We start from the raw sequence: 14,490 nt of genomic DNA on the forward strand, positions 1-14,490 counted from the left end.
GCCGTGGTCCTGAGCGACGTCTCGATCAAGCGGCCGGTCTTCGCCACCGTCATCAGCCTGCTGCTGATGGTGATGGGGCTGGCGGCCCTGTTCCGGCTGCCCATCCGGGAATATCCGGCGATCGACCCGCCCATCGTCTCCGTCACCACGACCTATACCGGCGCCTCGGCCGCCGTGGTGGACACGCAGATCACGGAGCTGATCGAGTCCGCGGTCGCGGGCATCGAAGGCATCAAGACGCTCTCCTCCTTCTCGCGCGACGAGCGCAGCGTGGTCACGCTGGAGTTCCGGCTGACCCGCAATGTCGATGCGGCAGCCAATGATGTGCGCGACCGCGTGGCGCGCGCCCTGGCGCGCCTGCCGGAGCAGGCCGACACGCCCATCGTGGCGAAGGTGGATGGCGACAGCCGGCCCATCCTGTGGATCGCACTCACCTCCAATCTCTACAACGGGATGGAGCTGACGGAGATCGCCTCCCGCCGGTTCAAAGACCGGCTCGCCATCGTGGATGGCGTGGCCGATGTGCTGATCCAGGGCGAGCGGAAATACGCCATGCGCATCTGGCTGGACCGCCAGGCCATGGCGGCGCGCGGCCTGACCGTGCAGGACGTCGAGGATGCGATTCAGCGCGAGAACCTGGAGCTGCCCGGAGGCCGCATCGAGAGTAGCCAACGCGAGCTGACGGTCCGCACCGATACCCGCATGTCCCGCCCGGAGCAGTTCCGCGAGGTGGTGCTGACCCGCGGCGGCAACGCCCAGGTGCTGCTCGGCGACGTGGCCCGGGTGGAGGTGGCACCCGAGACGACCCGGGGCGAATACCGGATCAACGGAGTGGCCGGGGTCGGGCTGGGCATCCAGCGTCAGTCCACGGCCAACACGCTTTCGGTCGCCGATGGGGTGAAGGCGGAGGTGGAGCGGATCCGCGCCACCCTGCCGGAGGGCATCGAGACCCAGATCGGCTACGACGAGAGCATCTTCATCGCCCAGTCGATCTACGAGGTGGAGCACGCGCTGATCGTTGCCCTCGTGCTCGTTGTGATCGTCATCTTCCTTTTCCTCCGTTCCTTCCGGGCGACGATCATCCCGGCGGTCGCGATCCCGGTCTCGATCATCGCTTCCTTCATCGCCATGTCCGCCATGGGCTTCTCGCTGAACGTGCTGACCCTGCTGGGGCTGGTGCTCGCAATCGGCCTCGTGGTGGACGATGCTATCGTGGTGCTGGAGAACATCCATCGCCGGATCGAGGAGGGCGAGCCGGTGCTGCTCGCCTCCATTCGCGGCTCACGCGAGATCGCCTTTGCGGTGATCGCCACCACGCTGGTGCTTGTCGCGGTCTTCCTGCCGCTCTCCTTCATGGGCGGCAATACGGGCCGGTTGTTCAGCGAATTCGGCTTCGCCCTGGCGGCCTCGGTCCTCTTCTCCGGGCTGATCGCCCTGACCCTGACGCCGATGATGTGCTCCAAGCTGCTGAAGGAGCACCAGGGCGAGACCTGGCTGATCCGGGTCACGGAGCCCTTCTTCCTTGGCCTGAACGGCGGGCTGCGCTGGTCGCTCCGGCACGCGTTGAAGGTGCCGCTGCTGGTGCTGGCGGGGGTGGGGCTGCTCTGCGCGGTCGCGGTCGCCCTGTTCCAGGCGCTGCCGAAGGAGTTCACCCCGGTCGAGGACCGGGCGAGCATCCTCATTCCCGTCACTGCGCCCGAGGGTGCCTCCTTCCCCTATACGGTGGAGCAGGTGCAGCGGGTGGAGCGGATCACCGACGAATATCTGCGCAACGGCGAGGCCATGGTGGTCTTCGCCACCGTGGGCGGCTTCCAGCGGCCCGCCCAGGGCAATCAGGCCACCATGTTCATCCGCCTGAATGCCTGGGAGAGCCGCCAGCGCAAGCAGCAGGAAATCGTGCAGGAGCTGACGCCGCGCCTCGGCGGCATTCCCGGCGCGCGCATCTTCCCGCTCAACCCGCCCAGCCTCGGCCAGCGCGGCATCCAGCCGGCCGTGCAGTTCGTCATCGGCGGGCCGGATTACGACACGCTGGTGCAGTGGCGGGATCGCTTCCTCGAGCGCGCCTCGCAGAACCGCAACCTCCTGAACCTCGACAACAACTTCAAGGAGACGAAGCCGGAGCTGCGGGTCTCGATCGACCGGCGCAAGGCGGCCGATCTCGGCGTCTCCATCCAGGCGGTCGGCCGAACCATCGAGACGATGCTCGGCTCCCGCGAGGTCGGCACCTATGTGGAAGGGGGCGAGGAGTACAAGATCCTCCTCCAGGCCCGGGACGGCGACCGCGGCACGCCCTACGACCTGCAGAATATCTTCGTCCGCACCATGGGCGGCGGGCTCATCCCGCTCTCCAATGTGGTGAGCCTGGGCGAGCGGGCGCGGCCCCAGTCCCTCTCGCGCGAGGACCGGGTGCGCGCCATCACCATCAGCGCCACCCCGGCTCCGGGCTATTCCCTGGGCGAGGCGCTGGACTACTTGGACGCGCTGGCGCGGGAGGTGCTGCCGCCGGATGCCCGCATTTCCTATCGCGGGCAGAGCCTGGAGTTCCGGGAATCCTCGGGCAGCCTCGCGATCACCTTCGCCATGGCCCTGCTGGTGGTGTTCCTCGTGCTCGCGGCACAGTTCGAGAGCTTCATCCACCCCTTCGTCATCCTGCTCTCGACGCCGCTCGCAGTGACAGGCGGACTGCTGGCCCTGCATCTCACGGGGCAGTCGCTGAACATCTTCAGCCAGATCGGCATGGTGATGCTGATCGGGCTGATGGCGAAGAACGGCATCCTCGTGGTCGAATTCGCCAACCAGCTCCGGGATGAAGGCCGCAACGTGCATGACGCGGTGCTGGAGGCCTCGGTGGTCCGGCTGCGGCCGATCCTGATGACCTCCATCGCCACCGTGCTCGGCGCCGTGCCGCTGGCCGTCGCCACCGGCGCCGGGGCCGAGAGCCGGCAGGCGCTGGGGATCGTGATCGTCGGCGGGATCAGCCTTTCGACCTTCGTCACGCTCTATGCCGTGCCGGCGCTCTATCTCCTGCTCGCGCCCTACACAAAGCCGGTCGGGGCGGTAGCGGCGAAGCTGCGGGAGTTGGAGGCGCGCGGCGCGGTGCCGCACCACCCGGCGCCGGCGGAATAGGCGCGCCGCAGCCGGGAAGGGCGGCACGGAAGCTGCATCGGATCGACCCGCGCCGGGCCTGAGGCCCGGCCGATCCGATTGCGGAAGACGGGCGGCCGCCCTGCGCGCGGTCCGCTCCCGTCCGGCGGGGGAAGGCCGCCGCAAGTCCGCATCGTTCCCGCCGCCCGCACCCCCAAGCGGCATTCCGACGCGCCCCGGGCAAGGCCCCGGCGCGATTCTGGAGTGCTGCGATGAGAAAGCCGACTCGCCGTGGGGTCCTGGGCGCCGCTCTGGCCGCGCCCTTCCTGGCGCCGCCATCCCGGGCCCAAGGGCTGACCCCCCTTCGCTTCATCCTGGACTGGAAGGCCCAGGGACCGCATGCCTGGTACTACCTTGCCCAGTCCCGCGGCTATTTCCGGGAAGCCGGGCTGGACGTCACCATCGACCAGGGCGAGGGCTCCGCGGCCGCCGTCACCCGGGTGATGTCCGGCGCCTATGACGCCGGCTTCGGCGACATCAACGCCGTGATCCAGAACGCCGCGCAGCGCCCCGGCGAGCAGCCGGTCATGGTCTATCTCGTCTACAACCGCGCGCCCTACGCCATCATCGCCCGCGCCGATGGCCCCGTGCGGAGCCTGAAGGACTTGGAGGGCCGGCAACTCGGCGCGCCCGCCGGCTCGGCCACCGCGCGCATGTTCCCCGCCCTGGCCGCGCGGAACGGCGTGGACCCGGCGAAGGTCCGGATGGCCGCCATTCAGCCGAACCTCGTGGAGCAGATGCTGGTGCAGGGCCAGGTGGATGCCATCGCCCAGTTTTCGGGCACCAGCTACATGAACTTCGTCGGCATGGGCCGTGACCCGGAGAAGGACTTCCGCTGGTTCTTCTACAGCGACATGGGGCTGGACCAGTATTCGAACGGCGTGCTGGTCAGCCAGGCCCTGCTGCGGAACCGGCCCGAGGCGGTGCGCGGGCTGGTGGCCGCCATCAACCGCGCTATCCGCGACGTCGCAGCCGATCCCGATGCCGGGATCGCCGAGCTGAAGCGGGTGGAACCGTTGACCGACCCGGCCATCGAGAAGCGGCGCATGCTCTACATGCTGCGCGCCCAGATGACGACGCCGGAGACTGAGGCGCTCGGCCTGGGCGACCTGGATGACAGGCGGCTGGAAGGCGCGATGGCGACGGTGGTGCAGACCTACGGCCTTTCCCGCACCCCGGCCGCGAGCGAGGTCTTCCGGCGGGACTTCCTGCCCGCGCGCGAGGCCCGGCGGCTGCCGGCGCTGGCCGGCTGAGGGCGCGGCCGATGACCGAGGATGAGCGCATGATGGCGCTGGCCATCGAGCAGGCGCGGCATGGCGCCACCCTGGGCGAGCAGCCCTTCGGCGCGCTGGTCGCGCGGGATTGGGAGGTGGTCGCCAAGACCTGGAGCCGGAAGGTGGGGCTTTGCGACGCCACGGCCCATTCCGAGACCCTGGCCGTCGGCATGGCCTGCCGCGCCCTGGGCCGGCGCGAGCTGCCGGACTGCACCTTCTACGCCACCTGCGAACCCTGCCCGATGTGCCTCGGCGCCATCCTGAATGGCGGCTTCCGCCGGCTGGTGCTGGGCGCGCGCAATGCCGATGTGAAGCGGCTGGCGAAGAAGGCCTTCAACTTCAAGGATTACACGGTGGAGCGCTTCGCCGAGACCGTCGGCTGGGAACTGGAGGTGGTGGACGGCGTGCTGACGGAGGAATGCGTTGGCCTCTACACCGGCGCGGAGGTGGAACTCACCCGCTGATCCACCCCGGGGGGCGGTGGCGCGCCGGCCGTTCCGGACGTAGTCTCCGCCCCCTTCGGGCCGCGCCCAGGCGGACCGAAGGGCTTGAGGGAACGAGACGATGGATGACGGTGCGGCGGCGCGGCAGAGCGTGACGCGGGGACGGACGGGCGGGCAGCTGCTCGCGGATGCGCTGGTGGCGCAGGGCGTGACCCATGCCTTCTCAGTCCCCGGCGAATCCTTCCTCGACCTGCTCGATGGCCTCTACAATGTCAGCGACAAAATCGAGCTGGTTACCTGCCGCTTCGAGGCGGGCGCCATCAACATGGCCGAGGCCCATGGCAAGCTGACGGGCAATCCAGGCGTCGCCATCGTCACCCGCGGGCCCGGCGCCTGCCATGCCAGCATCGGCGTGCATATCGCGATGCAGGACAGCACGCCGCTCGTGCTGATCGTCGGCCAGATCCCCTTTTCCGAGACGGACAGGGACACCTTCCAGGAGGTGGACTACCGCCGCATGTTCTCGCCCCTGGCCAAGTGGGTCACGCAGATCGACGACGCCGCCCGCATTCCGGAGCTGATGGCCCGGGCCTTCGACGTCGCCCGCAGCGGCCGCCCCGGCCCGGTCGTGGTCGCCATCAGCGAGGAAATGCAGAAGACCGTGGTGGAAGTGCCGGATATCGGCCCGGCCCCGACCCTGCCGGCCCATCCTGCCCCGGGATCCATCCCCCGCCTGCTGGAACTGCTGGATGGCGCGCAGCGCCCGGTGATGGTCCTCGGCGGCACGGGCTGGTCGGAGGAGGGCAAGGCCGCGATCCGTGACTTCGCCGCGGCGCATGACCTGCCGGTGGCCGTCGGCTTCCGCCGCCTCAGCCTCTTCGACGGCACCTCGCCCCTTTTCGCCGGCGATCTCGGCGTCGGCTCCGATCCGGGGCTGGTCGCGCGCGTGAAGGAATCGGACCTCGTCCTCGCCATCGGCACGCGGCTGGGCGAGGCGACGAGCCAGGGCTACACGCTGTTCCCGGCGGGCCAGACCAGCCCGATCGTCCAGGTGCATCCGGACCAGTCCGAGATAGGCCGCGTCTTCCGCCCACTCCTCGGGATCACGGCCGACCTCAATGCCTTCGCCCTGGCGCTGCGGAATGCCGCACCGGCGAAGCCGCGGCCCTGGGGCGAGTGGCGCAAGCGTCTGCGCGCCGGGCGTGAGGCGAGCGTCGCCGCGCCCGATTACGAGGGCCCGCTGAACTTCGCCCGCGCCCTGCAGGCGCTGGAGGCCGAGCTGCCGGAGGACACGATCTTCACCGTGGATGCCGGTAATTTCGCCACTTGGCCGCAGCGCTTCATGTCGGTGCGGGAGAAGCAGGAGTTCATTGGCCCGACGAACGGCGCCATGGGCTATTCGGTCCCAGCCGGGCTGGGCGCCGCCATCACCTATCGCGGCCGGTGCGTGGTCAGCTTCGTCGGCGACGGCGGCTTCCTGATGACGGGCCAGGAGATCGCGACCGCCTTCCAGGCCGGCGTGGCACCCATCGTCATGGTGGTGAACAACGGCCAGTACGGCACCATTCGCATGTATCAGGAGCGGCACTATCCCGGCCGCGTCTCCGGCACGCAGCTCACCAACCCCGACTTCGCCAAGTTCATCGAGGCCTTTGGCGGGCATGGCGAGGTGGTGACGGCGACCGATGAGCTCGTGCCCGCCTTCCGCCGGGCGCGCGAGAGCGGCAAGCCCGCGGTGATCGAGGTGCGGATGAGCCCGGAGCAGATCACCAACCGCCAGACGGTAACGCAGATCCGCGCGGCCGCGGCCAAGGGCTAGAATCGGCCGTCATCGCCGGGGCGCAGCCGCGCCCCGGCAGCGGCTTCAGGCCCGGCGCACGTTCCAGAAGGTGGCGAAGCCGTCCAGCACGCCGGTGATGCTGGACCGGTAGGCCGTGGGCTGGAGGTACTGTCCCAGGGGGTAGTAGGGCACCTCCCGCATCGCCTCGGCCTGAATGTCCCGGCAGATGGCCTGTTGCGCCGCCTCGTCGGGCGCGGCGAACCAGCCCTGCCGCAGCTCCTCGATGCGCGGGATGGTGGCCCAGCCGGCATAGCCGGCTTCGCCCGCGCCGCGCAGGGCGATATGGACGGCGGGGTTGAGCCAATCCATGCCGGCCCAGTTGGTGATGAAGGCGCTCCACCCGCCCTCCGCGACCGGGCCCTTGCGGTTCCGGCGCTGCAGCATGGCGTTGAACTCGACCGAGTAGACCTCGACATTCATGCCGGCCTGCTTGAGCGTATCCGCCGCCACCGCGCCCATGGTGGAGGAGCCGGAGGAGGTGGAAGGCACCATCAGCAGCACGGGCTCGCCGCGATAGCCCGCCTCTCGCAGCGCCGTCTTCACCTTGTCCATGTCGCGCCGGCCCGTCAGCGGCGCGAGGCCGGTGTCCGAAGCCATGGGGGTGTTCGGGCAGAAGAAGCCCAACGGCAGATGGTAGAGGCTCGTCTCCCCCGCGCCGACGAGGGCCTGCATCGTCGCCTCCTGGTCGATCGCACCCCAGAGGGCGCGGCGGATGGCGGGGTTGTTGAAGGGAGCCTGCAGGTGGTTCACCTGCATCATGCCCACGAAGCCCGTCGGGTCCTTCACCTCCACCCGGACGTTCCGGTTGCGGCGCATGAGGGCGAGCTGGTCGTGATAGGCATATTCCTGCCAGTCCGCCTCGCCGGCGATCAGAGCAGAGGTCGCCGTGGAGGGATCGGGCATCACCCGCCACTCCACCCGGTCGAAATGGACGACCTTCGGGCCGGATGTCCAGCTGGGCACACCGCCCTGACGCGGCACATAGCCCTCGAACTTCGTGTAGACGTTCAGAGAGCCCGGCACCCGCTCATCGGCCTTGAAGCGGAAGGGGCCGCTGCCGACCAGCTCCGTCACCTGCCGGAACGGGTCGGTATTCGCCAGCCGCTCCGGCATCATGGCGCAGACCGGCACGGAGGCCTTGCCGAGGGCGATCGGCAGGAGCGGAAAGGGGCGCTTCAGGCGGAAGCGGATGGTGCGGTCGTCGGGGGCGGAGAGCTCGTCCGTCACGGCCATCAGGATGCCGCCGAACGGGTCCCGCTTCGCCCAGCGGTTCAGGCTGGCCACGCAGTCCCGCGCCAGCACGCGCTCCCCGTCATGCCAGCGCAGCCCTTCGCGCAGGGTCAGCTCCCAGCGCCGGCCCTCTTCCTCAACCCGGTGTCCCTCGACCATCTGGGGCGTGGCCCGGAAGTTCGCGTCCATGCCGTAGAGCGTGTCGAACACCATGTAACCATGGTTCCGCGTGGCATAAGCGGTGGTGGTGACCGGGTCGAGCGTCACCACGTCCTGCTGCGGCGTGAAGCGCAGCGTGGTGGCGGATTGGGCCCGGACCAGGGAAGGGGCGACCAGCCCGGCTCCCGTGGCCATCATCAACGTGCGGCGATGCATCGGCGATCTCCTTCTCGGACATCCCGGTGACGCGCTGCCTCCGGCGCCAGATCACCACGCGTCGCGCGGGAAGGCCAGGGCGGGGGATCCCGCCGTCAGCCCTTCCCGGCGCGAGCGAGGATCCGCTCCGCCCGGATGCGCACCGGTGCGTCGATCATCATCCCGCCGACCTGCACCGCGCCATCCCCTCCTGCGGCGAGCACGCCACGGGCCCACTCGACCTCCTTCGCCTCGGGGGCGAAGCCGCGCAGGGCGGCCGCGACCTGGCGGGGATGGATGAGAAGCTTCCCGCCGAAGCCCAGCCCCGCGGCATGGCGGGCGTCCTCCTCCGTGAGGGTGTCGTCACCGATCGTCGCCGTCACGCCGTCCATCGGGGCGTCGATCCCCGCGAGGCGGGAGGCGAAGACCAGCTCCGACCGGGCGGCGAGGAGCGCCTCGCGCGTATGGGCGCAGCCGAGATCGGCCGCATAGTCGATGGAGCCGAAGGCGAGGCGGGAGGCACCGCGCGCCAGCTCCCGCGCGGCGGCGAGGCCGCGCACCGACTCCACCAGCGCGACCAGCGGCCGGTCCGGCCCGATCGCGGCCCGGATGGCGGCGAGGGCGGCCGGATCCTCCGCCTTGGGCAGCAGGATCCCGGCGGGCGATCCGCTGAGGGCGGCCAGGTCCTCCGCATGCCAGGGCGTGCCGGCGGCGTTGAGGCGAACGAAGAGCGGCACGCCCTCTGGCCTGGCCTCGGCGGCGGCGCGGCGCGCGGCTGCCTTGTCCTCTGGCGCGACGGCATCCTCAAGGTCGATGATAACCGCATCGGCTCCGGAGGCGGCGGCCTTGGCGAAGCGCTCGGGGCGGTTGCCAGGCACGAAGAGCGGGGCGATGGGGGCGGTCATGCAGCGAACTCCGCGCGGATGCTGTTGGTATGGGCGCCCAGCGCCGGGACGGGGCCGAGTTCCCGCGCGCCGTCGCTGAAGAGCGGGGCAGGGGCGGCGACCGCCACGGCGCCGCCCGGCGTGTCGAGGGTGATGCGCCGGAGCGCGGGGTGAGCCGCGAAGGCGGGTAGGTCGTTGACGAAGCCGAAGGCCGTGCGGGCCTGTTTCAGCCGCGCCGCGCATTCGTCTCGCGCCAGGGCCGCGAAGACGGCGGCAACATGGGCGTCCACCTCGGCGCGGTGCGCCACGCGCTCCACATTGCTGCGAAACCCCTCCCGCCGCGGCAGATCGGGCTCGCTCAGAAAATGGGCGCAGAACTCGGCCCATTCGCGCTCGTTCTGGATGGAGATGAGGACTTGCGCGCCATCCGCGGTGGCGAAGGCGCCGTAGGGGCAGATGGAGGGATGGGCGACCCCGGCGCGGGCCGGCGCCTTGCCCGTGCCCTCGTAGTAGAGCAGCGGCACGTTCATCCAGTCCGCCATGCCGTCGAAGAGCGAGACGGCGATCCCCTTGCCGCGGCCCGTCACGCCGCGCTCGATCAGCGCCTCCAGTACGGCCGCGTGGGCGTTCATGCCGCAGGCGATATCGCAAACCGAAACGCCGACCCGGCCCGGCCCCTCCGGGCGGCCGGTGATGCTGCACAGCCCGCTCTCGGCCTGCACGAGCAGGTCATAGGCCTTCATCCCGGCATACTCGCCCGTCTCGCCATAGCCGGAGATGTCGACCGTGATGAGCCGCGGGTGCTGCGCGCGCAGCGCCGCGCTACCGAAGCCGGCCCGCGCGGCGGCGCCGGGGGCGAGGTTCTGGATGAACACATCGGCCCGCGCGACCATCCGCCGCAGCAACGCCAGGTCCTCGGCCTGCTTGATGTCGAGGACGACGCTTTCCTTGCCGCGGTTGAGCCAGACGAAATAGGTGGAGAGCCCCTTGGCCGCCGCGTCATAGCCCCGGGCGAAGTCGCCCTCAGCGCGCTCGATCTTGATGACGCGCGCCCCGGCATCGGCGAGACGCCCGGCGCAGTAGGGAGCGGCCACGGCCTGTTCCATCGAGACGACGAACAGCCCGGCAAGTGGCTTCGATCCGGCCATGGCGGTGCCCTCCGTCAGAAGCTGCGCGGCAGGCCGAGGATATGCTCCGCGACGTAGCTCAGGATGAGATTCGTGCTGATGGGCGCCACCTGATAGAGCCGCGTCTCCCTGAACTTGCGCTCGACGTCGTATTCATGCGCGAAGCCGAAGCCTCCATGGAATTGCAGGCAGGCATTGGCCGCCTCCCACGACGCCTTCGCCGCCAGGTATTTCGCCATGTTCGCTTGCGCGCCGCAGGGCTGGTGCGCATCAAACAGGCGGCACGCCTCGAAGCGCATGAGGTTGGCCGCCTCGATCTCGATGTAGCTTTCCGCGATCGGGAACTGCACGCCCTGGTTCTGCCCGATCGGCCGGCCAAAGACGACGCGCTCCTTGGCATAGGGCACGACCTTGTCGATGAACCAGTAGCCGTCGCCGATGCACTCCGCCGCGATCAGCGTCCGCTCCGCGTTCAGCCCGTCCAGGATGTATTTGAAGCCGCGCCCCTCCTCGCCGATCAGATTCTCGGCGGGGATCTCGAGGTTGTCGAAGAAGATCTCGTTGGTCTCGTGGTTCACCATGTTCTCGATCGGGCGAACCGTCATGCCGTTCCCGATGGCGTCGCGCAGGTCGACGAGGAAGATCGACATCCCCTCGGACTTCTTCTTCACCTCGGCCAGCGGTGTGGTGCGGGCGAGCAGGATCATCAGCTCGGAATGCTGGATACGGGAAATCCAGACCTTCTGCCCGTTCACCACATAGCGGTCGCCTTTGCGGACCGCGGTCGTCTTGATCTTAGTCGTGTCGGTGCCCGTGGTCGGCTCCGTCACGCCCATGGATTGCAGGCGCAGCTCACCACTCGCGATCTTGGGCAGGTAGCGCCGCTTCTGCTCCTCGGAACCGTGCCGGAGCAGCGTACCCATATTGTACATCTGCCCGTGGCAGGCGCCGGAATTGCCGCCGGAGCGGTTGATCTCCTCCATCACGATGGAGGCTTCCGTCAGGCCGAGGCCCGATCCGCCATATTCCTCCGGGATCAGGGCCGCGAGCCATCCCGCCCTGGTCAGCGCCTCGACGAAGGCCTCCGGATAGCCGCGCTCCGCGTCGATCTTGCGGTGATACTCGGCGGGAAACTCGGCGCAGAGCGCGCGCACCGCGTCACGCAGTTCCTGATGCCCGTCGGTGCTGCCCTGCATCCCGTTCCCTTCCACCCGCTCGCCCGGCTTCGCGCTGGCCTGGCTCTGCCCGAGTCATGCCGCCGGAAGCCGGGCGGGGGAAGGGGGGCGCCCGTCATCCGCCGAGCGGCAGGCGCTCCGCCACCAGGAAGGGCTCGCCCGGCGCGGCCTGGGTGAAGAGGCAGAGCTCCGTCACCCGGCGCGGCCGGGACGCGGTTTCGCCCAGGAAGGCCTGGACCGCCGGGCGGATGATCGCATCCTGCTCCGGGGTGAGCCTCTGGGTCAGGGTGACGTGGAAACGCCATTCCCCGAACACCTGGGGATAGCCCCAGCGGTGCAGGTTGTAGCGCCCCGCTTGGGACAGGCGGTCAGGCCGGCGGCGGGCAATTTCCGCCTCGGTGGGCGGGGCGCGGTGGGAGTCCAGCGCTGCTACGCAGGCATCGGCCAGGGCCTGCAGGGCGGGGCAGGGGGACGATTCCCGCAGCGCCAGGAAGCCGCTGAGCGAGGCGAGTTCGAGGCCAGGCAGGTCGAAGGGCTCGGTCCCCGCCGCCAGCCGTGCGGCGTCTTCCCGAAGCGCTGCATAGGAGGCCGTCAGGCGGAAGGGCGGCTTCAGCGTGGCATGCAGCCCGTAGCCGCGCGGATCGCCGGTCAGGGCGGCGATATCCAGCCCGGGAAGGGGGGGCTGGACCAGGGTGGCGCCCGTCTCGGCATCACGGCCCAGCCAGGTGCTGCCGAGCCGGTGCAGGGGGTCATCGACCGGCGGCGCCCAGTACAGGGCGGCGCGGGCGAGGGCGGCGGTGCCCATCATGCGATGCGCATCCCCCCGCGCCAGACGGCCTGCACCACCGGCATGTCCCCGAACTCCCGGATCCGCACGAGGTCCGCCCGCAGCCCCGGCGCGATCTGGCCACGATCCGCCAGGCCGAGCGCCCGGGCCGGATTGGCGGTGATGGTGGCCACCGCGGCCGAGAGCGGCATCCCCGCCTCGCGCGGCAGCCGCCAGGCCGCCTCGATCATCGCCGGCGGCACGTAGTCGGAGGCTATGATGTCCACCAGCCCCTCGCGGGCGAGATCGGCCGCGGAAACATTGCCCGAATGGCTGCCGCCGCGGACGAGGTTGGGCGCGCCGGCGATCACCGCCATGCCATGGGCCCGCGCGGCGCGGGCGGATTCCATGTTCACGGGGAACTCGCTGATCCGGATGCCGTCCGCGGCGTTGTGACCGACGATCACCGGGTCCCAGTCGTCATGGGTCGCGAGCGGCACGTCACGGCCCTCGAAGAGGGAGAGGAGCGCGCGCCGGTTCGGGCCGGACCAAGCCTCGCGCTGCGCGGTCAGCTCGGCCATGCGCCGCTCCACCTCGGCCACAGGCCGCCCGCCCTTCACCCGCATGGCGCGGTAGCGGTCGGGGTCGGCGTACTGGCCGACGCCGGGGGTGTGGTCCATGAGGCTGACCATCCGCAGATGCGGGTCGGTGTGGAACTCCTCCAGCATCGGCAGCATGTCCGTGGCGGGCAGCTCGCAGCGCAGATGCAGCAGATGCTCGGATTTCAGCACGCCGGCTTCGGTGAGCGCCCCGAGGTCGCGTACCCCGTCGCGGGCCGTCTGCAGCCGGCTCTCATCGAAGCCAAGATCGCCCAGGCACAGCGCGTCCAGCACCGTGGTCACGCCGGCGACGGCCACCTGGCTGTCATGGGAGAGGAAGGCCGAGACGGAGGGCCAGCGGGCCTGGCTTCGGGGGAGGACCTGGCGCTCCAGGTTGTCCGTGTGGACATCAACCACGCCGGGGATGAGGAAATCGCCTTCGAGATCGACGGCGCCGGGGGCCGCGCTGCGGCCGGGTGCGATCTCGGCGATCAACCCGTCCCGCAGCAGGATGGTGCCCGTCTCCACCCGCTCCGGGAGGACGAGGCGGGCGTTGGTCAGGATCGTCTCGTCGGTCATGCGCCCCCTTCTGCCCGAGCCATCCGCCAGGGCAAGTCCGTGGCGCTGCTTCTCCCTCCATGGCATGCTTGTCTAGACATGTCGGGGTGACGAAACCATGACAATTCTCGACCGGAGCGGGGAGACGGCGCTCTGGCGACAGATCGCGGCCCGGCTGGAAGCGGCGATCGCCGAGGGCGAGCACGGGCCCGAGGACCGCCTGCCGAGCGAGGGGGCGCTCTCCGCCCGTTTCGGCGTGAACCGCCACACCGTACGGCGCGCGTTGGAGGAGCTGGAAAGGCGCGGGCTGATCCGGACGGAGCAGGGGCGCGGCAGCTTCGTGGCGGGGGAGGTGCTCGACTATCCCCTGCATGGGCGGACGCGCTTCTTCGAGACGGTGCGGGCGCAGCGGCGGGAACCGGCCGGGCGGATCCTGCGGCTTGGGGAAGTATCCGCCACGGCCGCCGTGGCGGAGGCCCTCGGAATCGCGCGTCGCGCCCCGGTGTTGCGGGTGGAACGGCTGGGCATGGCGGATGGCTGCCCGGTGGTGCTCGGGGTTCACCACCTGCCGCTGCCGCGATTCGCCGCCGCCGAAGCCGCCCTGCGGGGTGCCCCCTCCATTACCGCGGCGCTCGCGGCCTGCGGTGTGGCCGACTACCGGCGCGCCCGGACCCGCATCAGCGCGCGGCTGCCCACCGGCGAGGAGGCTCAGCTCCTCCGGCAATCGCGCGGGCGGCCCGTGCTGGCGAGCGAGGCGCTGAACCTGGATGCGGAGGGGCGCCCGGTGGACTTCACCCTGGCCTGCTATGCGGCCGGCCGGGTGCATGTACTGGTGGAGGAGGAGCAGCGCGCGGCGATGGCCGGATATGCGAAGGGGGACGCACCTCTCGGCGCATCCCCCTTCTGATCTGGCTCCCCGAGTTGGACTCGAACCAACGACCTAGCGATTAACAGTCGCGTGCTCTACCAGCTGAGCTATCGGGGATCAGTGGCCCACCATGTGGCGGGGCCGGCCGAATATCCCGATGGCCGGTCCGCCGCAAGGGGGTCTGTCGATTATTGCGCAAAAGCTTTGGATCGAGCGGGCGGGTCGGCT

The 14,490-nt window shown here is 70.1% G+C and carries 11 protein-coding genes and 1 tRNA gene; 5 read left to right on the top strand and 7 right to left on the bottom strand.

Features of this window, described 5'->3' with window-relative positions; all coding sequences use genetic code 11:
• Window positions 1-3 precede the first annotated feature (3 nt).
• The 4 genes from BUB97_RS06720 (at window position 4) to BUB97_RS06735 (ending at window position 6,680) form a co-directional block, all read left to right on the top strand.
• Window positions 4-3,126, top strand: a complete 3,123-nt coding sequence (locus BUB97_RS06720) for an efflux RND transporter permease subunit (RefSeq protein ID WP_073132913.1) — start codon at window positions 4-6, stop codon at window positions 3,124-3,126.
• Between the two features lie 230 nt (window positions 3,127-3,356).
• A complete protein-coding gene (locus tag BUB97_RS06725; RefSeq protein WP_086061960.1) occupies window positions 3,357-4,397 on the top strand; it encodes an ABC transporter substrate-binding protein in 1,041 nt (346 codons plus the stop codon).
• Window positions 4,398-4,408: 11 nt separating this feature from the next.
• Window positions 4,409-4,882, top strand: a complete 474-nt coding sequence (locus BUB97_RS06730; RefSeq protein ID WP_073132915.1) for a nucleoside deaminase — start codon at window positions 4,409-4,411, stop codon at window positions 4,880-4,882.
• 100 nt (window positions 4,883-4,982) lie between these two features.
• Complete coding sequence (locus BUB97_RS06735; RefSeq protein WP_073132917.1) at window positions 4,983-6,680, top strand: thiamine pyrophosphate-dependent enzyme; 1,698 nt, start codon at window positions 4,983-4,985, stop codon at window positions 6,678-6,680.
• Window positions 6,681-6,725: 45 nt separating this feature from the next.
• On the opposite strand, the gene BUB97_RS06740 is transcribed toward BUB97_RS06735, so the two are convergent.
• The 6 genes from BUB97_RS06740 to BUB97_RS06765 form a co-directional block, all read right to left on the bottom strand.
• The gene (locus tag BUB97_RS06740) at window positions 6,726-8,306 is read right to left on the bottom strand and encodes an ABC transporter substrate-binding protein (RefSeq protein WP_073132919.1); all 1,581 of its coding nucleotides are present in this window, start codon (window positions 8,304-8,306) and stop codon (window positions 6,726-6,728) included.
• Window positions 8,307-8,401: 95 nt separating this feature from the next.
• Window positions 8,402-9,190, bottom strand: a complete 789-nt coding sequence (locus BUB97_RS06745; RefSeq protein ID WP_073132921.1) for an HpcH/HpaI aldolase/citrate lyase family protein — start codon at window positions 9,188-9,190, stop codon at window positions 8,402-8,404.
• Window positions 9,187-10,317: a CaiB/BaiF CoA transferase family protein gene (locus BUB97_RS06750; RefSeq protein ID WP_073132923.1), complete on the bottom strand. Its 1,131-nt coding sequence runs from the start codon at window positions 10,315-10,317 to the stop codon at window positions 9,187-9,189. Before BUB97_RS06750 ends, BUB97_RS06745 begins: the two co-directional genes overlap by 4 nt.
• A 14-nt stretch (window positions 10,318-10,331) precedes the next feature.
• Complete coding sequence (locus BUB97_RS06755) at window positions 10,332-11,492, bottom strand: acyl-CoA dehydrogenase family protein (RefSeq protein WP_073132925.1); 1,161 nt, start codon at window positions 11,490-11,492, stop codon at window positions 10,332-10,334.
• Window positions 11,493-11,586: 94 nt separating this feature from the next.
• Entirely contained in the window at window positions 11,587-12,279 is a 693-nt protein-coding gene (locus tag BUB97_RS06760) for a DUF1045 domain-containing protein (RefSeq protein ID WP_245818213.1), read from the bottom strand.
• Complete coding sequence (locus BUB97_RS06765) at window positions 12,276-13,415, bottom strand: alpha-D-ribose 1-methylphosphonate 5-triphosphate diphosphatase (protein WP_073132926.1); 1,140 nt, start codon at window positions 13,413-13,415, stop codon at window positions 12,276-12,278. Before BUB97_RS06765 ends, BUB97_RS06760 begins: the two co-directional genes overlap by 4 nt.
• Window positions 13,416-13,512: 97 nt before the next feature.
• Here BUB97_RS06765 and phnF point away from each other — a divergent pair, with 97 nt between their 5' ends.
• The gene (gene phnF / locus BUB97_RS06770) at window positions 13,513-14,301 is read left to right on the top strand and encodes a phosphonate metabolism transcriptional regulator PhnF (RefSeq protein WP_073132928.1); all 789 of its coding nucleotides are present in this window, start codon (window positions 13,513-13,515) and stop codon (window positions 14,299-14,301) included.
• A gap of 2 nt (window positions 14,302-14,303) precedes the next feature.
• Here phnF and BUB97_RS06775 read toward each other — a convergent pair.
• Window positions 14,304-14,379: transfer RNA gene (locus BUB97_RS06775), tRNA-Asn, on the bottom strand.
• Window positions 14,380-14,490: the final 111 nt, after the last annotated feature.

The organism is Muricoccus roseus, from assembly GCF_900141905.1.
GTDB lineage: Bacteria > Pseudomonadota > Alphaproteobacteria > Acetobacterales > Acetobacteraceae > Roseomonas > Roseomonas rosea.

Excerpts from the sequence above, each read along its gene's own strand:
- BUB97_RS06730 (WP_073132915.1), top strand. The coding sequence starts at position 4,409 with ATGACCGAGGATGAGCGCATGATGGCGCTGGCCATCGAGCAGGCGCGG.
- BUB97_RS06760 (WP_245818213.1), bottom strand. The coding sequence starts at position 12,279 with ATGATGGGCACCGCCGCCCTCGCCCGCGCCGCCCTGTACTGGGCGCCG.
- BUB97_RS06765 (WP_073132926.1), bottom strand. The coding sequence starts at position 13,415 with ATGACCGACGAGACGATCCTGACCAACGCCCGCCTCGTCCTCCCGGAG.
- BUB97_RS06750 (WP_073132923.1), bottom strand. The coding sequence starts at position 10,317 with ATGGCCGGATCGAAGCCACTTGCCGGGCTGTTCGTCGTCTCGATGGAA.
- phnF (WP_073132928.1), top strand. The coding sequence starts at position 13,513 with ATGACAATTCTCGACCGGAGCGGGGAGACGGCGCTCTGGCGACAGATC.
- BUB97_RS06755 (WP_073132925.1), bottom strand. The coding sequence starts at position 11,492 with ATGCAGGGCAGCACCGACGGGCATCAGGAACTGCGTGACGCGGTGCGC.
- BUB97_RS06725 (WP_086061960.1), top strand. The coding sequence starts at position 3,357 with ATGAGAAAGCCGACTCGCCGTGGGGTCCTGGGCGCCGCTCTGGCCGCG.
- BUB97_RS06745 (WP_073132921.1), bottom strand. The coding sequence starts at position 9,190 with ATGACCGCCCCCATCGCCCCGCTCTTCGTGCCTGGCAACCGCCCCGAG.
- BUB97_RS06735 (WP_073132917.1), top strand. The coding sequence starts at position 4,983 with ATGGATGACGGTGCGGCGGCGCGGCAGAGCGTGACGCGGGGACGGACG.
- BUB97_RS06740 (WP_073132919.1), bottom strand. The coding sequence starts at position 8,306 with ATGCATCGCCGCACGTTGATGATGGCCACGGGAGCCGGGCTGGTCGCC.